The 18,420-nt window shown below is 52.9% G+C and carries 10 protein-coding genes and 3 rRNA genes; 2 read left to right on the forward strand and 11 right to left on the reverse strand.

Annotation, left to right across the window (positions count from 1 at the left end):
* Window positions 1-18: 18 nt before the first annotated feature.
* The 5 genes from nfsA to OR573_13675 all read right to left on the reverse strand — a co-directional run bounded on the left by nfsA (window position 19) and on the right by OR573_13675 (window position 4,762).
* Window positions 19-750: an oxygen-insensitive NADPH nitroreductase gene (gene nfsA, locus OR573_13655; GenBank protein XGA79530.1), complete on the reverse strand. Its 732-nt coding sequence runs from the start codon at window positions 748-750 to the stop codon at window positions 19-21.
* A gap of 96 nt (window positions 751-846) precedes the next feature.
* Window positions 847-2,580 (reverse strand): GGDEF domain-containing protein, encoded by a 1,734-nt coding sequence (locus tag OR573_13660; protein ID XGA79531.1) that lies wholly within the window; start codon window positions 2,578-2,580, stop codon window positions 847-849.
* 233 nt (window positions 2,581-2,813) lie between these two features.
* Window positions 2,814-3,251: a thioredoxin TrxC gene (gene trxC, locus OR573_13665; protein XGA79532.1), complete on the reverse strand. Its 438-nt coding sequence runs from the start codon at window positions 3,249-3,251 to the stop codon at window positions 2,814-2,816.
* A 181-nt stretch (window positions 3,252-3,432) separates the two neighbouring features.
* Window positions 3,433-4,140: an HAD-IB family hydrolase gene (locus OR573_13670; GenBank protein ID XGA79533.1), complete on the reverse strand. Its 708-nt coding sequence runs from the start codon at window positions 4,138-4,140 to the stop codon at window positions 3,433-3,435.
* Window positions 4,141-4,243: 103 nt separating this feature from the next.
* Complete coding sequence (locus tag OR573_13675) at window positions 4,244-4,762, reverse strand: glutathione peroxidase (protein ID XGA81751.1); 519 nt, start codon at window positions 4,760-4,762, stop codon at window positions 4,244-4,246.
* A 468-nt stretch (window positions 4,763-5,230) separates the two neighbouring features.
* On the opposite strand from OR573_13675, the gene OR573_13680 reads away from it, so the two are divergent.
* Window positions 5,231-8,311: an EAL domain-containing protein gene (locus OR573_13680; GenBank protein ID XGA79534.1), complete on the forward strand. Its 3,081-nt coding sequence runs from the start codon at window positions 5,231-5,233 to the stop codon at window positions 8,309-8,311.
* Between the two features lie 33 nt (window positions 8,312-8,344).
* Here the strand turns inward: OR573_13680 and OR573_13685 are convergent, their stop codons facing one another.
* The 5 genes from OR573_13685 to tyrS all read right to left on the reverse strand — a co-directional run bounded on the left by OR573_13685 (window position 8,345) and on the right by tyrS (window position 15,862).
* Window positions 8,345-8,827, reverse strand: a complete 483-nt coding sequence (locus OR573_13685; GenBank protein ID XGA79535.1) for a response regulator — start codon at window positions 8,825-8,827, stop codon at window positions 8,345-8,347.
* Window positions 8,828-9,141: 314 nt separating this feature from the next.
* Window positions 9,142-9,257, reverse strand: a 5S ribosomal RNA gene (gene rrf / locus OR573_13690).
* Between the two features lie 130 nt (window positions 9,258-9,387).
* Window positions 9,388-12,275: ribosomal RNA gene (locus OR573_13695) — 23S ribosomal RNA — on the reverse strand.
* Window positions 12,276-12,611: 336 nt separating this feature from the next.
* Window positions 12,612-14,144, reverse strand: a 16S ribosomal RNA gene (locus OR573_13700).
* The 16S, 23S and 5S rRNA genes sit together here, the layout of an rRNA operon.
* Window positions 14,145-14,662: 518 nt before the next feature.
* A complete protein-coding gene (tyrS, locus tag OR573_13705; GenBank protein XGA79536.1) occupies window positions 14,663-15,862 on the reverse strand; it encodes a tyrosine--tRNA ligase in 1,200 nt (399 codons plus the stop codon).
* Window positions 15,863-16,059: 197 nt separating this feature from the next.
* Here tyrS and OR573_13710 point away from each other — a divergent pair, with 197 nt between their 5' ends.
* Window positions 16,060-17,214, forward strand: a complete 1,155-nt coding sequence (locus OR573_13710) for an anhydro-N-acetylmuramic acid kinase (GenBank protein ID XGA79537.1) — start codon at window positions 16,060-16,062, stop codon at window positions 17,212-17,214.
* 21 nt (window positions 17,215-17,235) lie between these two features.
* Here the strand turns inward: OR573_13710 and OR573_13715 are convergent, their stop codons facing one another.
* Window positions 17,236-18,393 (reverse strand): PilT/PilU family type 4a pilus ATPase, encoded by a 1,158-nt coding sequence (locus tag OR573_13715; GenBank protein XGA79538.1) that lies wholly within the window; start codon window positions 18,391-18,393, stop codon window positions 17,236-17,238.
* Between the last annotated feature and the right edge of the window lie 27 nt (window positions 18,394-18,420).

The following is an 18,420-nucleotide window of genomic DNA, read 5'->3' on the forward strand; positions in this document are numbered from 1 at the left end:
GGCGAATAAAGCAGGCGCTTATTTCATCTCAAAGCCGTGTTTGACCAGAAAGTCACGCATATGCGGGCGCAGCTTGCTGTCAAACAGCGGCGCCAGGTTGGTTGACCAGCGCGCATCCTTGTTGCCGCCTTTGCGCGTCTGATAATAGTCCTGCATGGTGTTGTCAAACGCCTCTACTGCTTCTTGGTCCACGCTGTAGGTATCTTCCTTGAGAATTGCCGACACCGGCAGGCGCGGCTTGATATCCGGCTGATGGGCTGGATAGCCGAGGCACATGCCAAACACCGGATAGACATGCTCAGGCAGTTCCAGCAGTTCACTGATCGCCTGGGGGTTGTTGCGCACACCGCCGATATAGCAGAGACCCAGGCCTTCGGATTCAGCGGCAATCGCCATGTTCTGGGCCATCAGAGAGACATCGATGGTAGCCACCAACAGCTGTTCAGTCATGCCACGTACCACGCGCGCGCCTGCCGCTTCAGCCGCATCCGTCGGGCGCTTCATATCTGCGCAGAACACCAGGAAGGCACCGCTGCTGGCCACATAGCCCTGACCACCGGCCAGTTCGGCAATTTTTGCCCGATTGTCTGGGTTTTTAACGTGAATCACGCTATAGGCCTGAACATGATTGGAGGTCGCCGCTGCCTGCCCGGCCTCTACCAGGGTAGTGAGCAAGGCGGAGGAAACCGGCTGATCGGTAAACTTGCGAATGGAGCGGTGCGATTTAAGCAGTTCTATCGTCGGATTCATCGTCTCTCCTGGAAGGATCTGGATGGATGTTTTGCAGACTAACGTTTTATTCGCGGCTGCAAAAGAGCGCTCAAACGACAGAGTGTCTTGCAGATGCTAATCAGACCAGACCACGTAGCGGTCGCGGCCAGCACGTTTGGCCTGATAAAGCGCCGCGTCTGCGTATTGCAGTAGCTGAGCCGACGTTTGCGCGTGATCCGGGTAAACAGCAATGCCGCAGGAGAGGGTGATGCTGCCCAGCGTCTGCCCCTCAAAGTGAAAACTTTTTGCATGCAGCTCCGCAATCAGCCTTCTGGCGCGCTCACTGGCATCGCTAACGGCGATACCCGGCAGTAGGACAACAAACTCTTCACCACCCAAACGGCACACCGCATCGATACTGCGGAAGCTACTTTTCAGAAACTCGGCTATATCCACCAGCACAGCATCCCCCGCCGCGTGACCAAAGGTATCGTTAATGCGTTTGAAGTAGTCCAGATCCAGCATCAGTACCGCCAGCTGGGTACCCTGGCGCTCAGCTCGCTGCACTTCGTGATCAAGCAGACTATCCAGATGGCGACGGTTACTCAGGCCAGTGAGAGAATCCTGCAGAGATAACCCTTCGAGCTTGTGCACCAGGTGATCAAGCTCTGCGGTACGCAAGGCAACCTTATCTTCCAAGGTCTGATTGGCCAGCGCCAACTGCTGTTGAGTACGCCGATAATGCCATAGAGAGACCACCGCAATGGCCAGCGTAAAACCTAACGCGCCGTAGCTTAACGGCACCGAACGCCAGGCAACAAAGCTGTGAGCAACCAGCATATCGGCAAACAGCAGCGGAGCAAAAAAGGTGAAACTCAAGACCAGCAGGCGCTGCTCAATACCCAGCCGCCGAAAACGCATCAGCGCCAGCAGCAGCATTAACGGCAAGGTAAGCGCCAATAGCAGGTCAAATACGGGAAAGGTCAGCGACAGGCTGATAACACCGACGTAGACCAGCCCGATGGCACCCGCCAGATAAGCCAGGTGGAGTTTCCAGAGCCAGGAGACCCATCGGCGTGGCGCACCGTCCAGCCAGGCGCTCAGCAGCAAGCCCATCGCCACCGGCAACATGTAATAGCTGGCTGCCCGCAGGATGTCCCAACCCAGTGCGGCCTCTACCAGCAGCTGGCGAGCGGGCGTTTCAGCCAGCAGCATCAGGCCGGATGACGATGCGAATAGCGCCACAGCGCCGAAACCGCGTCGATCTGGCCCCATCAGGGCAAAAATAGCGGCCAGAATCGCCAATAACAGGCTGAAGGCTCCGACCGTCAGGTCCTTGGCTGAGTGTTTGATCACCTGCTTCAACACATCAATACGGTCGGTCAGGTGAACCTCGCCCCACAGGCCAATATCGGTATAGTAAGAAAACACTCGCACCGAGAGTTGCTGCCCGGCATAGCCTTCCGGCAACTCAACCATATGCCAGGGCCAACCCGCAAAATCGCCCTCGCCGTTTTCGTCAAATTCACCGTACTGGTAGATCAGTTCGTCATTCAGATAAAGCTGGCCGATCAGATCAATACTGGTGATATACAGAACAGGGTCACGCCATTCACCTTCAGGCAAGAGGGTGCGAAACCAGACGTGTTGCTGGCCATTGCGCTCCGCCGGGTTGGAGGGAAAGTCAATCGGCTGCCAGGCATCAGAGGTATCGTTAAGCCACTCTGGTTGACCTTGGGCATCACGCGGTGAGTCTCCCCAGCGATATTCCCAGCCGGTGAGCGGCTCTGGCGCCGCGCCGGCATGCAAGGCACCTGATATCACCAGCAGCAGGATGACTGTCGCAAGCTGCAGGGGACCAGAGCGCATGGCACCACCTCGTAGGCAGGTCAGAATGAATTGGAAGGTCTGTATTCAACAACAGACCCGTTTCGAAAGGTCTTTTTAATGTCTTGGTATTTTCTATGTTTGGTCAAGCGCCTGACTATATCAATAATAATATAGATAAATCTTAACAAAACTTGGCTGTTAATAGTATTGCCTGTTGTATTCCCGCTTCAATTCACGCCGTGTCGTTTCAGCACCATTTGATGGGATGGACTTTAACTTACGTGAGGTGCCAGCCACTGACGCAGCTGCGAGCCCTGCATGGCACCCGCCTGACGAGCCACTTCGCGGCCGTTTTTGAACACTATCAGGGTAGGAATACTGCGGATGCCAAAGCGCCCCGCCAGGGCGGATTGGGCTTCGGTATCAAGTTTGGCGAAGCGCATATTCGGCTCTAACGCCTGGGCTGTCTGGGCAAAAACAGGCGCCATCATTTTGCACGGGCCGCACCAAGAGGCCCAGAAATCAACCACCACAGGTAACTCGCTGCGCTCAACCACCGCGCTGAAATTGGCCTGGGTCAGGTTAATCGGCTCACCGTTAAACAGTGGCGCCTTGCATTTGCCGCATTTAGGGCCATCCGCTAACCGCGCTGCGTTGACGCGATTAATGGCATGGCAGTGTGCACAGCCCAAGGTAACAGTGTCTGACATGGCAACCTCCTTATATGTGCATACATGAACTGAATATAGGGGCACATAAGGAGGTAAACAACCCATAGGGTCAAGCGGAACCTGTGTGCAGCGACTGTTCAGGCAAGCCGATGTACAATAGTTTAAATTAGACCAACAGCATCGCTGCCAGCCCTAAATACAACCAGCGTTCAGACGCTGATCAGCCAGTCCGGCGACACCCGGTTGGCTGCTGCTCAGCGTGAGTCTTTTCACGCCAGTCCAGGCGCTGCCAGCCTTCCATAGCGGCAATTTCCGCCAATACAGAGTCAGGATTGACTACGACAGGCTTGTTGACGGCGTTTAGCAGTGGCACATCATTACGTGAATCCGAATAAAACGTGGTGTAAAGCTTGCCAAGGCCTTGTTGTTCCTTCCATTGATGAAAACGGGTGACCTTGCCACTCCGATAGGACAGAACTCCAGTGGTCGCGCCGGTGTAGCGCCCTTGTGCTAGCGCAGGCTCCACGGCAATCACATGAGGCACGCCCAATGCCGCAGCGATCGGGCCAACCAGGTGTTGAGAAGAAGCCGAAATGATGACCAGGGAATCCCCTGCCGCACGGTGCGCTTCAATCGTTTCCCGCGCTTGCGGAAAAATCGTCGGCATGACATGACGGCCAACAAAACCAGTGACGCAAGCATTGACCGCATCTACTTCACGCCCTCGCAAAGGGGCAAGCGTCATTTCCAGGTAGGTTTCAAGCTTAAGTTTGCCTGCATGATAGGCCTCCTGCATCGCTTGGGCCGCTGCCAGAAACTCTCCGGAATTGCTCACCCAGCCGAGGTCAATCATTTCCCAGTTCCACAGCTCGCTGCAGTCACCGTCCAGCAAGGTGTCATCCAGATCAAACAACGTTAGTCGTTGCATAGTGCCCTCCCGACTTGTTGAGACGAAAACGTTAAGGCAAACGCATGACAATGGTGTGAAACAAGATGAAAATTGGACAGAACATTTGTCGTTGATTACTACTTTATTGTAATGTTACCTCAATCGCACGGCGCATCGCGCCTGATTCCGGGCGTACGTTGGAGGGAAAGTGCGCCACCACCTCACCCTCTGACGAGACCAGATATTTGGTGAAATTCCAGCGTGGCGCTTCAGATTGACGTGCCAGTTCCGCAAACACAGGATGAGCGTTTTCGCCTCGCACATGCACAGGTGCCAGCATATCAAAGGTCACTCCAAAGTTGACGAAACAGACATCAGCGGCGCCTTCTTCGTCAATTTCCTGATTAAAGTCATTAGATGAGAAACCAACAACGGCCAACCCTTTGGGGCCGTAGCGCTGATGAAGCGCTTCCAGCCCTTCAAACTGGTCAGTGAAACCGCAGCGACTGGCGGTATTCACCATTAACACAGGACGGTCATCAATTAATACTTCAAGATTGACGGTCTCACTGGAATGCAAGCGGCGCATCTCATGTGCTTGCCAGTCAGCTGCCTGAACACTGCTGCTTGCGAACAGCAGTATCAACACCACCCCAAACACAGTAGACAAATGGCGATTTGATCGACCAATGCTTATCTGATGACCCGTAAGCAACCCCATTGGATAATCTCTCTCTATAGACAAACGGTGTAGAAACATTCAAGCTTAAAACATATACAGTATAAAAACTGAAATAACTACCTGTAAAAGATTTATATCATGTATTAGCTGGTTGCAAACAGCTTAATCGTATTAGTACTTTTTGTTACGTATTGATTATATCTTAATTGTCTTATTGACCTGCATATGGCGTAACATGCGGGCCCTATTTTTTTATTAGCAATAATTCAAGATAATCGAGAGCACCATCAATATCGTTTTTTGCAATAAAGTGATAACGGAAGCGTCTATCAGAAGGGCAGGAGAATTCAAGGGGCAAAAGAATGGAGGTCTGACAGACTCGCCCCATCATGTGCAGAACCGGCTGACCGGAACTGACCCGTACGACCATGTTATTAGGGGACTCCCGTGAAGCATACTGAACTGCCTGTCAATGAAATGAAACGCTTGGAAGAGCTATGGCGCTATAGCCTGCATGACAAACAAAACGATTCTGCCCTGGATGCCATTACACAATTGGTTGCCAGTTTTTTTAATGTGCCTATCGTGCTGGTGTCATTTGTCGATCAAGAGAGTCAATGGTTCAAAAGCCGTTTCGGTCTTTCCGAGACCCAGACGCCGCGCAATATTTCCTTCTGTGCCCATGCCATCCTTGAAGAGAAGTCGATTTTAGAAATCAAGGATACTCGTAAGGATTCGCGCTTTTGCGAAAATCCGCTCGTCACCGGGCCACCCTATGTCAGGTATTACGCCGGTGCGGCGCTGATAACCCCTGACGGTTTGAAACTGGGCACCTTGTGCATTATTGACTCGCAACCAAGAGATTTTTCTGCTGACAAACTTCAGGAACTCAACCTTTTTGCTCATCGCGTTATCGAGCACTTAGAAGTATTACGCTTACAACGTCTGCTCGATATTGTTGATAAATCAGATGTGGGCCTTTGGGAACTGGATGTTGGCTCTAACGCCAGCTGGTGGAGCGATACCTTGTTTCGTTTGTTCGATACTGATGAGGTACTTCGCGGCAAAAAGATCCCAAGGGAAAGCCGCTATGAATCTGAATCACAACAAAAACTTGAAAAAAAGCTTTCAACAGCCGTCGCCACCGGCCAGCCATTTTCAGTCCAGCTGAAGTTGAAGCGCCCGGATCATATGCCGCCTGCGTGGGTCAACGTCACCGCTACCGCTGTCGAAACCAATGGTCAGGTGACACACCTTGCGGGTACTGTTCGAAATATCACATCGTTGAAGGATAAAGAAGCTCGCCTGGCTCGCCATGCCAGACTTGAGCAGCTTATAAGCGAGCTACAGGAAGAGTTTATCCGTGACAACCAGACAAGCGATACCTTCAAACACGCACTGGAAAAACTGCTGGTTGCCACTGAAAGTGAAGCCGGTTTTATCGGTGAGGTTTGCTATCGTCAGGACAGCACTACACCTTATTTAAAAATGCATGCATTGACCGATATTTCATGGGACAAGGCCGAGTTTGAAAGCTTCAAGGCAACCGCTCCTCAGGGTATGGAGTTTACGCAGTTAAAGTCGCTGTTTGGTCGCGTCATTCTTGACAAGACAACCATTATTTCCAATGCGCCTGATAATGACTGGCGCCGCTCGGGCAACCTTCCTGAAGGCCACCCGAACCTCGATTGCTTTATTGGACTGCCAGTATTCGACGATTACGGCGATATCCTGGCCGTAGTCGGGCTAGCGAACCGTAAGCGGGGATACGATAAAGAATTTGCCCATGAGCTTGCCCCCTTGCAGCAAAGAATTGGACAGCTAATCACAACGCTCACCTTGCGCAATGAGCAACAGCGTTCTCGGGAGCGTCTGGAAATGGCCGCTCGGGTATTTGACTCCAGTCATAACGCCATCATGATTACCGATGCCGAGAATTGTATTCTCGACGTCAACCCTGTATTTGAGACGGAAACAGGTTACAGCCGCCAGGAAATATTGGGTAAGAACACAGCTTTCCTGACCGCGGAAGGGCATCTTCCAGCGCTCAATCAAAGCCTTTGTGATGCTCAGAACCATCACGATTATTGGGAAGGTGAAGTACTTAACAAGCGTAAAGATGGGGAGCTTTTACCTCAATACCTGTCGATTTCAATTGTCCGTAACACCTTAGGCGCTATCAGCCATCAAGTCGTTGTATTTACTGATTTACGGCGCATCAAGCAACACGATAAAGAGCTGTATCGCATCAGCCACTTCGACCCTTTGACACATCTGCCCAATCGCATGCACTTGATGCAGCTGATGCATGAAGCGATTCGTCAAAGTAACGACCACCAGGGGCTTGCGATTGCGGTGATTGACCTGGATCGCTTTAACAGCATCAATCAAGTGCTCGGCTCGGAGGCCGGTGATGCCCTTCTGATTGAAATAAGTGACAGACTCTCTGATCAGCTGAATAAAGGTGAAACCGTCGCACGTATGAGTGGCGATGAATTTGGTTTAATCCTCATCCATAGCCCGCACCTGCTCGACCGCCTGGATAGACTGTTGTCAGATATTGTCACCGTTCAGTCGTTGCCGACTGGGAACCTGCTAACGATCACGGGTAGCATGGGAGTAACCTTCTACCCGGATGATAACGCCGATCCAGACACCCTTCTGCGTCATGCCGATCAGGCCATGTACCGTGCCAAGGAGGAAGGCGGAAACCGCTATATTATCTTTAACACTGACCATGAACAGGAACTCAAGTCAGCCCAGCGACTACGTAAAGACATTGCTCATGGACTGCAACACGATGAATTTGTGCTTGAATTGCAACCTCAGGTAGATGCCAGAACCCTTGAACTGGTGGGCGTGGAAGCTCTGATTCGCTGGCACCACCCTGAAGGGCGGCGTATGCCCGATGATTTTCTGCCCTATATCGTCAACTCCATTCTTGAACATGATATCGATGAATGGGTCGTCATGCAGGCATTCAAGTTGCTTGATCTGTGGCGGTTAGAAGCGCCAGAGCTCACCCTCAGCATCAACCTGACCCCCCAGACACTGGCGAATAAAACCTTGATCGCCATGTTGGATAACGCCTTGCGCTACTATCCGGACGTGGACATGAACCGGTTGCATGTAGAGGTGCTTGAATCAGCGGCTATTGAAGAACTCAATATTGCCACTGATGTAATGAAAGCCTGCCAGGCGCGTGGCGTGCGGGTGGCACTGGATGACTTTGGGACGGGTTACTCATCATTAACGTACCTTAAAGGCTTGCCTGCTGATATTGTCAAGATTGACCGCAGTTTTGTCATCGACATGCTGGAAAACGCCGACGACCTGGCCATCGTCGAGAGTGTCATTTATCTGGCAAAGCGTTTTAATAAGACTGTTGTCGCAGAAGGCGTTGAAACAAAGGCACATATCGAAGCTCTGCATCGCCTTGGGTGCGATATTCTTCAAGGCTATGGCATTGCCAAACCCATGCCTGTTGAACAGTTCAATATCTGGCGGTGTCAGTGTCTGCAGCAGTAGTGCGCTGCATTTCTATCCTGTGTGGTTTTTCAGTTATTGCTGTTTGCGATTCACAAGGAATCGAGAAAGTGCTTCTGTCAGGGCCATAACCTGCATGGGTTTCGTCAACACGTCCTGCATACCAGCCTCAAGACAACGCTGATGATCATTTGCAGATGTACTTGCAGTAAAGCCTAGTATCGGCAAGCTGTAACCCTGTGCACGGAGACGTCGAGTAGTTTCAGGCCCATCCATGATGGGCATCTGCATATCCATCAATATCAGGTCTATATGTGCTGATGCCAGCTTGTCGATACCCTCTTGCCCATTGTTGGCCACAATGACTGTATAACCTAAACTAGTCAAAATCTTGCGTGCGATTACCTGATTGAGCACATCGTCCTCAACCACCATAATCGATGCACACGACACGCCCTCTGGGCGGTCAGCACCCTGTGCTGTGTAATGTTGAGCATGATTTTTGACAGGACCACTGATAGTACCTAGCAATCGACTGACAGTGGATTTGATCTGCATAAGCCCCTCATATTTTAAAAATGCATGACTGGCATGATTGATGACAGCTTTAGATAAGGGCTTATCCTAGGGTATTTACACAGTGCAGACTGAAAACAATTGCAACCCTGGCTATACACGCTCCGCACAGCAACACACTCTGGGCATGGTATGTTTTTACAAGTGAATCGTGAATCGTGAATCGTGAATCGTGAATCGTGAATCGTGAATCGTGAACAGAAAAGCAAAGCCTTCTGCCGGAGGGCAAGGTTTTTTTAACACACGCACAGCAAAACGCCCCATACACGGTGTGCATGGGGCGTTTCTATATAGGTGCCTGACGATGACCTACTCTCGCATGGGGAGACCCCACACTACCATCGGCGCTAAGCGGTTTCACTGCTGAGTTCGGCAAGGGATCAGGTGGTTCCCACTCGCTATGGTCGTCAGGCGTAACAGGTGATATAACAAGCTGATTCAACGGCGTTCAATGGCCGCTGCGTAATGTCGGTGATCGTCTCTGCGTATCCGGTGCGCTTTCGCGCGTCGTTATCACTGCAACCAGACCCCTTGGGTGTTATAGGGTCAAGCCTCACGGGCCATTAGTACACGTTAGCTCAACGCCTTGCAGCGCTTCCACACCGTGCCTATCAACCAGCTGGTCTCGCTGGGCCCTTCAGGAGGCTCTAGGCCTCAGGGATGTCTCATCTTGAAGGGGGCTTCCCGCTTAGATGCTTTCAGCGGTTATCCCGTCCGCACTTAGCTACCCGGCGATGCCACTGGCGTGACAACCGGAACACCAGAGGTGCGTCCACTCCGGTCCTCTCGTACTAGGAGCAGCCCTTCTCAAACATCCTACGCCCACGGCAGATAGGGACCGAACTGTCTCACGACGTTCTAAACCCAGCTCGCGTACCACTTTAAATGGCGAACAGCCATACCCTTGGGACCGACTTCAGCCCCAGGATGTGATGAGCCGACATCGAGGTGCCAAACACCGCCGTCGATGTGAACTCTTGGGCGGTATCAGCCTGTTATCCCCGGAGTACCTTTTATCCGTTGAGCGATGGCCCTTCCATACAGAACCACCGGATCACTAGAACCTGCTTTCGCACCTGCTCGACGTGTCTGTCTCGCAGTCAAGCACCCTTATGCTCTTGCACTCATTGCACGATGTCCGACCGTGCTGAGGGTACCTTCGTGCTCCTCCGTTACGCTTTGGGAGGAGACCGCCCCAGTCAAACTACCCACCACACACTGTCCTCGATCCGGATAACGGACCTGAGTGAGAACGCCAATGATGCCAGGCTGGTATTTCAAGGGTGGCTCCGCTCGAACTGGCGTCCGAGGTTCAAAGCCTCCCAGCTATCCTACACAGGCAACATCAGCGTCCAGTGTGAAGCTATAGTAAAGGTTCACGGGGTCTTTCCGTCTAGCCGCGGGTACACCGCATCTTCACGGCGATTTCAATTTCACTGAGTCTCGGGTGGAGACAGCGTGGCCATCATTACGCCATTCGTGCAGGTCGGAACTTACCCGACAAGGAATTTCGCTACCTTAGGACCGTTATAGTTACGGCCGCCGTTTACCGGGGCTTCGATCAAGAGCTTCTCCGAGGATAACACCATCACTTAACCTTCCGGCACCGGGCAGGCGTCACACCCTATACGTCGTCTTGCGACTTGGCAGAGTGCTGTGTTTTTACTAAACAGTTGCAGCCACCTGGTATCTTCGACCGGTTCGGGCTTGGAGAGCAAGTCTCGTCACCCTACGCCGGCGTGCCTTCTCCCGAAGTTACGGCACCATTTTGCCTAGTTCCTTCACCCGAGTTCTCTCAAGCGCCTTGGGATTCTCACCCTGACCACCTGTGTCGGTTTGGGGTACGGTCGCACATGATCTGAAGCTTAGAGGCTTTTCCTGGAAGCGTGGCATCAGTGACTTCCTGACCGTGGTCAGTTCGTTTCGCATCTCGGCTTTAAGCGCCCGGATTTACCTGAGCACTCGGCCTACTTGCTTTCACCAGGACAACCAACGCCTGGCTCACCTAGCCTTCTCCGTCCCCCCATCGCAATCATGTCCGGTACGGGAATATTGACCCGTTTCCCATCGACTACGCCTTTCGGCCTCGCCTTAGGGGCCGACTCACTCTGCTCCGATTAGCGTCGAACAGAAACCCTTGGTCTTCCGGCGAGGGCGTTTTTCACGCCCTTTATCGTTACTCATGTCAGCATTCGCACTCGTGATACCTCCAGCGAACTTCTCAATTCCCCTTCATTGGCTTACACGACGCTCCTCTACCGCTCATCCAGAGGATGAACCCGTAGCTTCGGTACCTGATTTAGCCCCGTTACATCTTCCGCGCAGGCCGACTCGACTAGTGAGCTATTACGCTTTCTTTAAAGGATGGCTGCTTCTAAGCCAACCTCCTAGCTGTCTGAGCCTTCCCACATCGTTTCCCACTTAATCAGGATTTCGGGACCTTAGCTGACGGTCTGGGTTGTTTCCCTTTTCACAACGGACGTTAGCACCCGCTGTGTGTCTCCCACGCGTCACTCACCGGTATTCGGAGTTTGCCTCGGGTTGGTAAGTCGGGATGACCCCCTAGCCGAAACAGTGCTCTACCCCCGGTGGTGCTACATGAGGCGCTACCTAAATAGCTTTCGAGGAGAACCAGCTATCTCCGAGCTTGATTAGCCTTTCACTCCGATCCACAAGTCATCCAAATCTTTTTCAACAGATCCTGGTTCGGGCCTCCAATTGATGTTACTCAATCTTCACCCTGCTCATGGATAGATCGCTCGGTTTCGGGTCTATATCCTGCGACTGCATCGCCCAGTTAAGACTCGCTTTCGCTACGGCTCCCCTAATCGGTTAACCTCGCCACAGAATATAAGTCGCTGACCCATTATACAAAAGGTACGCCGTCACGGAACAAGTCCGCTCCGACTGCTTGTACGCACACGGTTTCAGGGTCTATTTCACTCCCCTCTCCGGGGTTCTTTTCGCCTTTCCCTCACGGTACTGGTTCACTATCGGTCAGCCAGGAGTATTTAGCCTTGGAGGATGGTCCCCCCGTCTTCAGTCAAGGTTTCTCGTGCCCCGACCTACTCGATTTCACATGATCAGATTTTCGACTACGGGGCTATCACCCACTATGGCCGCGCTTCCCAGCGCATTCGCCTAATCAGTCACATGCTTAAGGGCTGGTCCCCGTTCGCTCGCCGCTACTAGGGGAATCTCGGTTGATTTCTTTTCCTCAGGGTACTTAGATGTTTCAGTTCCCCTGGTTCGCCTCTTACGCCTATGTATTCAGCGTAAGATACTCATCTTGTGATGAGTGGGTTTCCCCATTCAGAAATGCCCGGGTCACAGGTTGTTTGCCACCTCGCCGAGCCTTATCGCAGGCTTCCACGTCTTTCATCGCCTCTGGCTGCCTAGGCATCCACCGTGTGCGCTTCATTGCTTGACCCTATAACCCGAAGGAGTCTGGTCGCGCAATGATAACGATTGCCGGATACGCTTGAGACGTATCACACAACAATTTACTACGTACACCTTTTTTCAGGCAGGGTCTCACCACGTAAAACGTGATGAATCACTGACCTTTCAAAAGGTTTATCAGCTTGATATATCTTGTTAAAGAGCGACTGCTATGCGCAGTGATAAAAGAACCGATAAGGAAGACGTTTTCTTCCAAGCGCATCTGTTGCCAGAGGCGTGTGTTCGTTTATCACTGCGCAATGTCAGCGTTTATCTGATCAGGTAATTCATTGTGAGCGCTTACCGCGAGGGATGATGCATCGTTTAAGGAGGTGATCCAGCCGCAGGTTCCCCTACGGCTACCTTGTTACGACTTCACCCCAGTCATGAACCACACCGTGGTGATCGCCCTCTTGCGTTAGGCTAACCACTTCTGGTGCAGTCCACTCCCATGGTGTGACGGGCGGTGTGTACAAGGCCCGGGAACGTATTCACCGTGACATTCTGATTCACGATTACTAGCGATTCCGACTTCACGGAGTCGAGTTGCAGACTCCGATCCGGACTGAGACCGGCTTTAAGGGATTCGCTGACTCTCGCGAGTTCGCCGCCCTTTGTACCGGCCATTGTAGCACGTGTGTAGCCCTACTCGTAAGGGCCATGATGACTTGACGTCGTCCCCACCTTCCTCCGGTTTGTCACCGGCAGTCTCCTTAGAGTTCCCACCATTACGTGCTGGCAAATAAGGACAAGGGTTGCGCTCGTTACGGGACTTAACCCAACATTTCACAACACGAGCTGACGACAGCCATGCAGCACCTGTCTCTGCGTTCCCGAAGGCACCCAGTGATCTCTCACCAGTTCGCAGGATGTCAAGAGTAGGTAAGGTTCTTCGCGTTGCATCGAATTAAACCACATGCTCCACCGCTTGTGCGGGCCCCCGTCAATTCATTTGAGTTTTAACCTTGCGGCCGTACTCCCCAGGCGGTCGACTTATCGCGTTAACTTCGCCACAAAGTGCGCTAGGCACCCAACGGCTGGTCGACATCGTTTACGGCGTGGACTACCAGGGTATCTAATCCTGTTTGCTACCCACGCTTTCGCACCTCAGTGTCAGTGTCAGTCCAGAAGGCCGCCTTCGCCACTGGTATTCCTCCCGATCTCTACGCATTTCACCGCTACACCGGGAATTCTACCTTCCTCTCCTGCACTCTAGCCTGACAGTTCCGGATGCCGTTCCCAGGTTGAGCCCGGGGCTTTCACAACCGGCTTATCAAGCCACCTACGCGCGCTTTACGCCCAGTAATTCCGATTAACGCTTGCACCCTCCGTATTACCGCGGCTGCTGGCACGGAGTTAGCCGGTGCTTCTTCTGCGAGTGATGTCTTTCCTGGCGGGTATTAACCGCCAGGCGTTCTTCCTCGCTGAAAGTGCTTTACAACCCGAGGGCCTTCTTCACACACGCGGCATGGCTGGATCAGGCTTGCGCCCATTGTCCAATATTCCCCACTGCTGCCTCCCGTAGGAGTTCGGGCCGTGTCTCAGTCCCGATGTGGCTGATCATCCTCTCAGACCAGCTACGGATCGTCGCCTTGGTGAGCCATTACCTCACCAACCAGCTAATCCGGCATAGGCTCATCCGATAGCGGGAGCCAAAGCCCCCTTTCTCCCGTAGGACGTATGCGGTATTAGCCTGGGTTTCCCCAGGTTATCCCCCACTATCGGGTAAATTCCTATGCATTACTCACCCGTCCGCCGCTCGTCAGCGGGTAGCAAGCTACCCCTGTTACCGCTCGACTTGCATGTGTTAGGCCTGCCGCCAGCGTTCAATCTGAGCCATGATCAAACTCTTCAGTTTAAAATCATTGTGATGCTTACTTGTCACCCAAAGGTGACAAAAGCGCATCAAACTTGGCTCAAGGTTCAAACGAATTCATTCAACTATTGTTTAAAAACTTACGTTTAAAAACTGTCGTTCTCATGACCGCTTGCCTTGATAGTTGGTGATTTATCACCCTCATCGGCAAGCGCCCACATGAATTACCTGATCAAATTTTTAAAGAGCTGTTCGCGAGACGGTTATTAACCTTTGTCATTCGGTGACCTGAATGACTTGCCTCAGCGAGGAAGGCGTATTCTACGCATTCCTGTGTGTTTGTCAACTGCTGATTTCGATACCGTGTTGCGATCGATTTCAGCGAGGAAAGTTAACGCGGCAACTTCTCGCCGACGTTTTCTCTAACCCTCTGACAAACCGAAGGTTTTCACCTCCGAACTTACGAATAAGTACCGCTGGTAACGCTGTGCGTCCCCGGCAGCGGATGCGTACTTTACGGATTTACCGGCGGGGATGCAAGGGCTATTTGAAAAAATGTTTTAAGCAAGCGTCACACGGGCGTAACGCTTCTTACCGGCCTGAATAACATAGACCTGCCCCGTTGCCAACATCGTATCCTGGGCAACGACGTCGCCGTCGACTTTGACGCTGCCATTTTTCAGCATGTCTTTGGCCTGGGCACTGTTCTTGGTCAGGCCGGAGCGATTAAGTACGGCCGCAATAGGTGCTTGCTCGCCCCCTTCAAAATCCACTGCGACTTCAGGCAAGTCTTCTGGCAGCTCACCATCCGCCAACTGATTGCCCGCAGATTTGTGCGCGTTAGCCGCCGCCTCATCACCGTGATAACGGGCAATCAACTCACGTGCCAGTTCCATTTTGATATCACGCGGATTCGCACCCTGTTCAGCGCTCTGCTTGAGTGCGTCAATTTCTTCATTGGATTTTAGAGAGAGCAGCTCAAAATATCGCCACATCAAACTATCAGGCATCGACACCAGCTTGTTGAACATGGAGCCTGGCGCTTCATCAACTCCCACATAGTTACCCAGCGACTTTGACATTTTCTGCACGCCGTCCAGCCCTTCAAGCAGCGGCATGGTGATAACGACCTGCGGCTCCTGGCCAAAGTGCTTTTGTATTTCCCGCCCCATCAGCAGGTTGAATTTCTGATCGGTTCCGCCGAGCTCCACATCAGCTTCCAGGGCAACGGAATCGTAGCCCTGAACGAGCGGATAGAGAAATTCATGAATGGCAATTGACTGATTAGCCCGATAGCGCTTCTCAAAATCATCGCGTTCAAGCATACGCGCCACCGTACTCTGCGCAGCCAGCTCAATCATCTTGGCGGCACTTAGCTCACCAAACCACTCAGCATTGAAGCGCACTTCGGTTTTTTCGGGGTCAAGGATCTTGAAGACCTGTTCCTTGTAGGTTTCAGCATTAGCTTTTACGTCTGCTTCGGTTAGCGGCTTGCGCGTGACGTTCTTACCCGTGGGGTCACCAATACGCCCGGTGAAATCGCCGATCAAAAAAATAACCGTATGGCCAAGATCCTGAAACTGGCGCATCTTGGTCAGCAAAACACTGTGCCCCAGGTGCAGATCAGGCGCGGTGGGGTCGAATCCGGCTTTGATGCGCAACTTGCGACCCGAAGCGAGCTTTTGCTTCAGTTCATCTTCAACCAGAATTTCATGCGTACCGCGCGACAGTAACGCCAGCGCCTGATCCACCTCACTCATTGCCTCTTCTCTCCGTTAGACTCGAACCACCCAATACAGGGCGCTAGAATGATCAATAATGTGCGATGTTACCATGATCATTCTACGGGGTTGAGCTTTTGCAAAGGGATCACCCAGCAATTTACTGGCAACTGGCATTAACACCGTTTCGTAGCTCGTAACTCGTAGCCACTTGACTGAATCACAGAGATGCCTCCATGCACCTTTCATCACAGCAATCTTTACAGCAAGGCTTGCCGCAGCGCTATATTGGCTTAATGTCAGGCACCAGCCTTGACAGTATTGATGCCGCATTAATTGAAATCGCGCCCAATACCCTCCCCCGTCTAGTGGCTACCCATGCTCTTGCCATTCCTGCCGCGCTGCGCGAGCAGCTGTTAATGCTATGCCATAGTGACCGTGCCCTGTTTTCACAGCTGGCGTCTGCAGAGCAGGCTTTTAGTGAGCTGCAGGCCGCAGCGGTCAAAGGCTTATTAATGGATGCGCAGCTTGATGCTGACGCTATCTGTGCGATAGGCAGCCACGGCCAGACCATTGAACATGCGCCAGGCGGCCACCATGCCGGCCCGGCCTACACCCTGCAGCTGGATAACCCAAGCCTGCTGGCCGAACTGACGGGATGTACTGTCGTGGCAGATTTTCGTCGCCGCGATTTGGCCGCTGGCGGGCAGGCAGCCCCTCTGGCACCAGCGTTTCATCAGGCGTTATTTCAAGATGAGCGCCAGCCACACGGGGTATTGAATCTGGGCGGCTTTGCCAATATCACCTGGCTGCCTGCTGGAAATGGCACGCCGCTGGGGTTCGACACCGGCCCGGCCAATGTGCTTCTGGATGCCTGGTATCAGCGTCATCATATTGATGCGCTGTTTGACCGTGACGGCCAATGGGCAGGGGGCGGCGCCGTCGACCTATCGTTACTGGAACGCCTGTTGAGTGAGCCTTTCTTTCACCAGCCACCACCACGGAGCACCGGGCGTGAGCTGTTTCATTTACCCTGGCTGGAAGGCTACCTTAGCGGCCAAGAGGTGGCTCAGGACGTACAAGCCACCCTGGCAGAACTGACGGCCAGAAGCGTTGCCGAGGGCATTCAGCAACTTGCCCAGCATCAGCCGTTCAAGCTGATTATTGCAGGGGGCGGCGCGCGTAATAGTGATCTGTGCAAGCGTATTGCCGAGCGCCTTCCTCAGGCCACTCTGATGACGCCAGATAACTGGGGCTGGCCAGCAGACTGGATTGAGGCTGGGGCTTTTGCGTGGTTAGCCTACCGGCGTTTACATCAACTCCCAGGTAACCTGCCCAGCGTGACAGGCGCTGCAGGCACTCGGGTACTCGGCGGTATCTACGCGCCCTGAACTACCTCGCATCCACCTTATTCAGTAATCATCTTCATCGCGTAACGCCAAGCCACTGGGCACCCTGTTTTCCAACCCAGTGGCCGATGTGTCATCGGCGCCACCGAACTTCATCATCATGCGTAGATCATTGGCAGAATCAGCATGCGCCAGCGCAACATCGGCACTGACCTTACCCGCATTAAAAAGATCAAAAAGTGCCTGATCAAACGTCTGCATACCATCATCACGGGATTTCGACATGGCAGTCTTGATCTCGCCCACCTCACCTTTACTGATCAGATCGGCAATGCGTGGCGAACGCAGCATGATTTCCACAGCAGCCGAACGGCCAGCGGCTTTATTAGGCAGTAACTGCTGGGCCACCACCGCCTTCAGGTTGAGCGACAGATCCATCCAAATCTGCTCATGACGTTCGTGAGGGAAGAAATGAATGATCCGATCCAATGCCTGGTTGGCATTGTTGGCGTGCAGGGTCGCCAGACACAAATGGCCTGTCTCGGCGAACGTCAGCGCATGCTCCATGGTTTCGCGGGTGCGGATTTCACCAATCAGAATCACATCAGGCGCCTGACGCAAAGTATTCTTCAAGGCGACCTCGAAAGACTCGGTATCGATCCCGACTTCGCGCTGATTGATAATCGCCCGCTTGTGCGGATGAAGATACTCGATCGGATCTTCAACGCTGATGATATGACCGCCAAGCGTTTCATTACGCTGCTGGATCATTGAGGCCAGAGTGGTCGACTTGCCCGTACCGGTACCGCCCACCACCAGCACCAGGCCGCGTTTCTCCTGAGCCAGAGAGGCCAGCATCGCAGGCATTCCCAGCTGCTCAAGTTTAGGAATCTCATGGCTGATACGTCGCACCACCATCGCCAACTGATTGCGCTGCTGGAAGGCACTGACCCTGAATCGGCCTTTCCCCCCAATACTTAGCGCAAAATTGGCTTCATGCTCCTGCTGAAAACGCGCGCGCAGACCTTCAGGAAGAGTATGCATCACCAACTCACGAACCTGATGTTCATTCAGCCCCTGTTGGCCAAGCGGCATCAGGCCATCTGGTGTTTTCAGGCTGGGCGGCGCACCGACGGATACCAGCAAATCAGACGCCTGCTGTTCGACCATGATATCCAGTAGCTGATGCAGCCACTCTGTGGGGGTCACACTTTGGCTCATCACATCCTCCTCAATCCTGCCGTTGAA

Origin of the sequence: Halomonas sp. CH40 (genome assembly GCA_041875495.1) — a bacterium.
Lineage (GTDB): Bacteria > Pseudomonadota > Gammaproteobacteria > Pseudomonadales > Halomonadaceae > Vreelandella.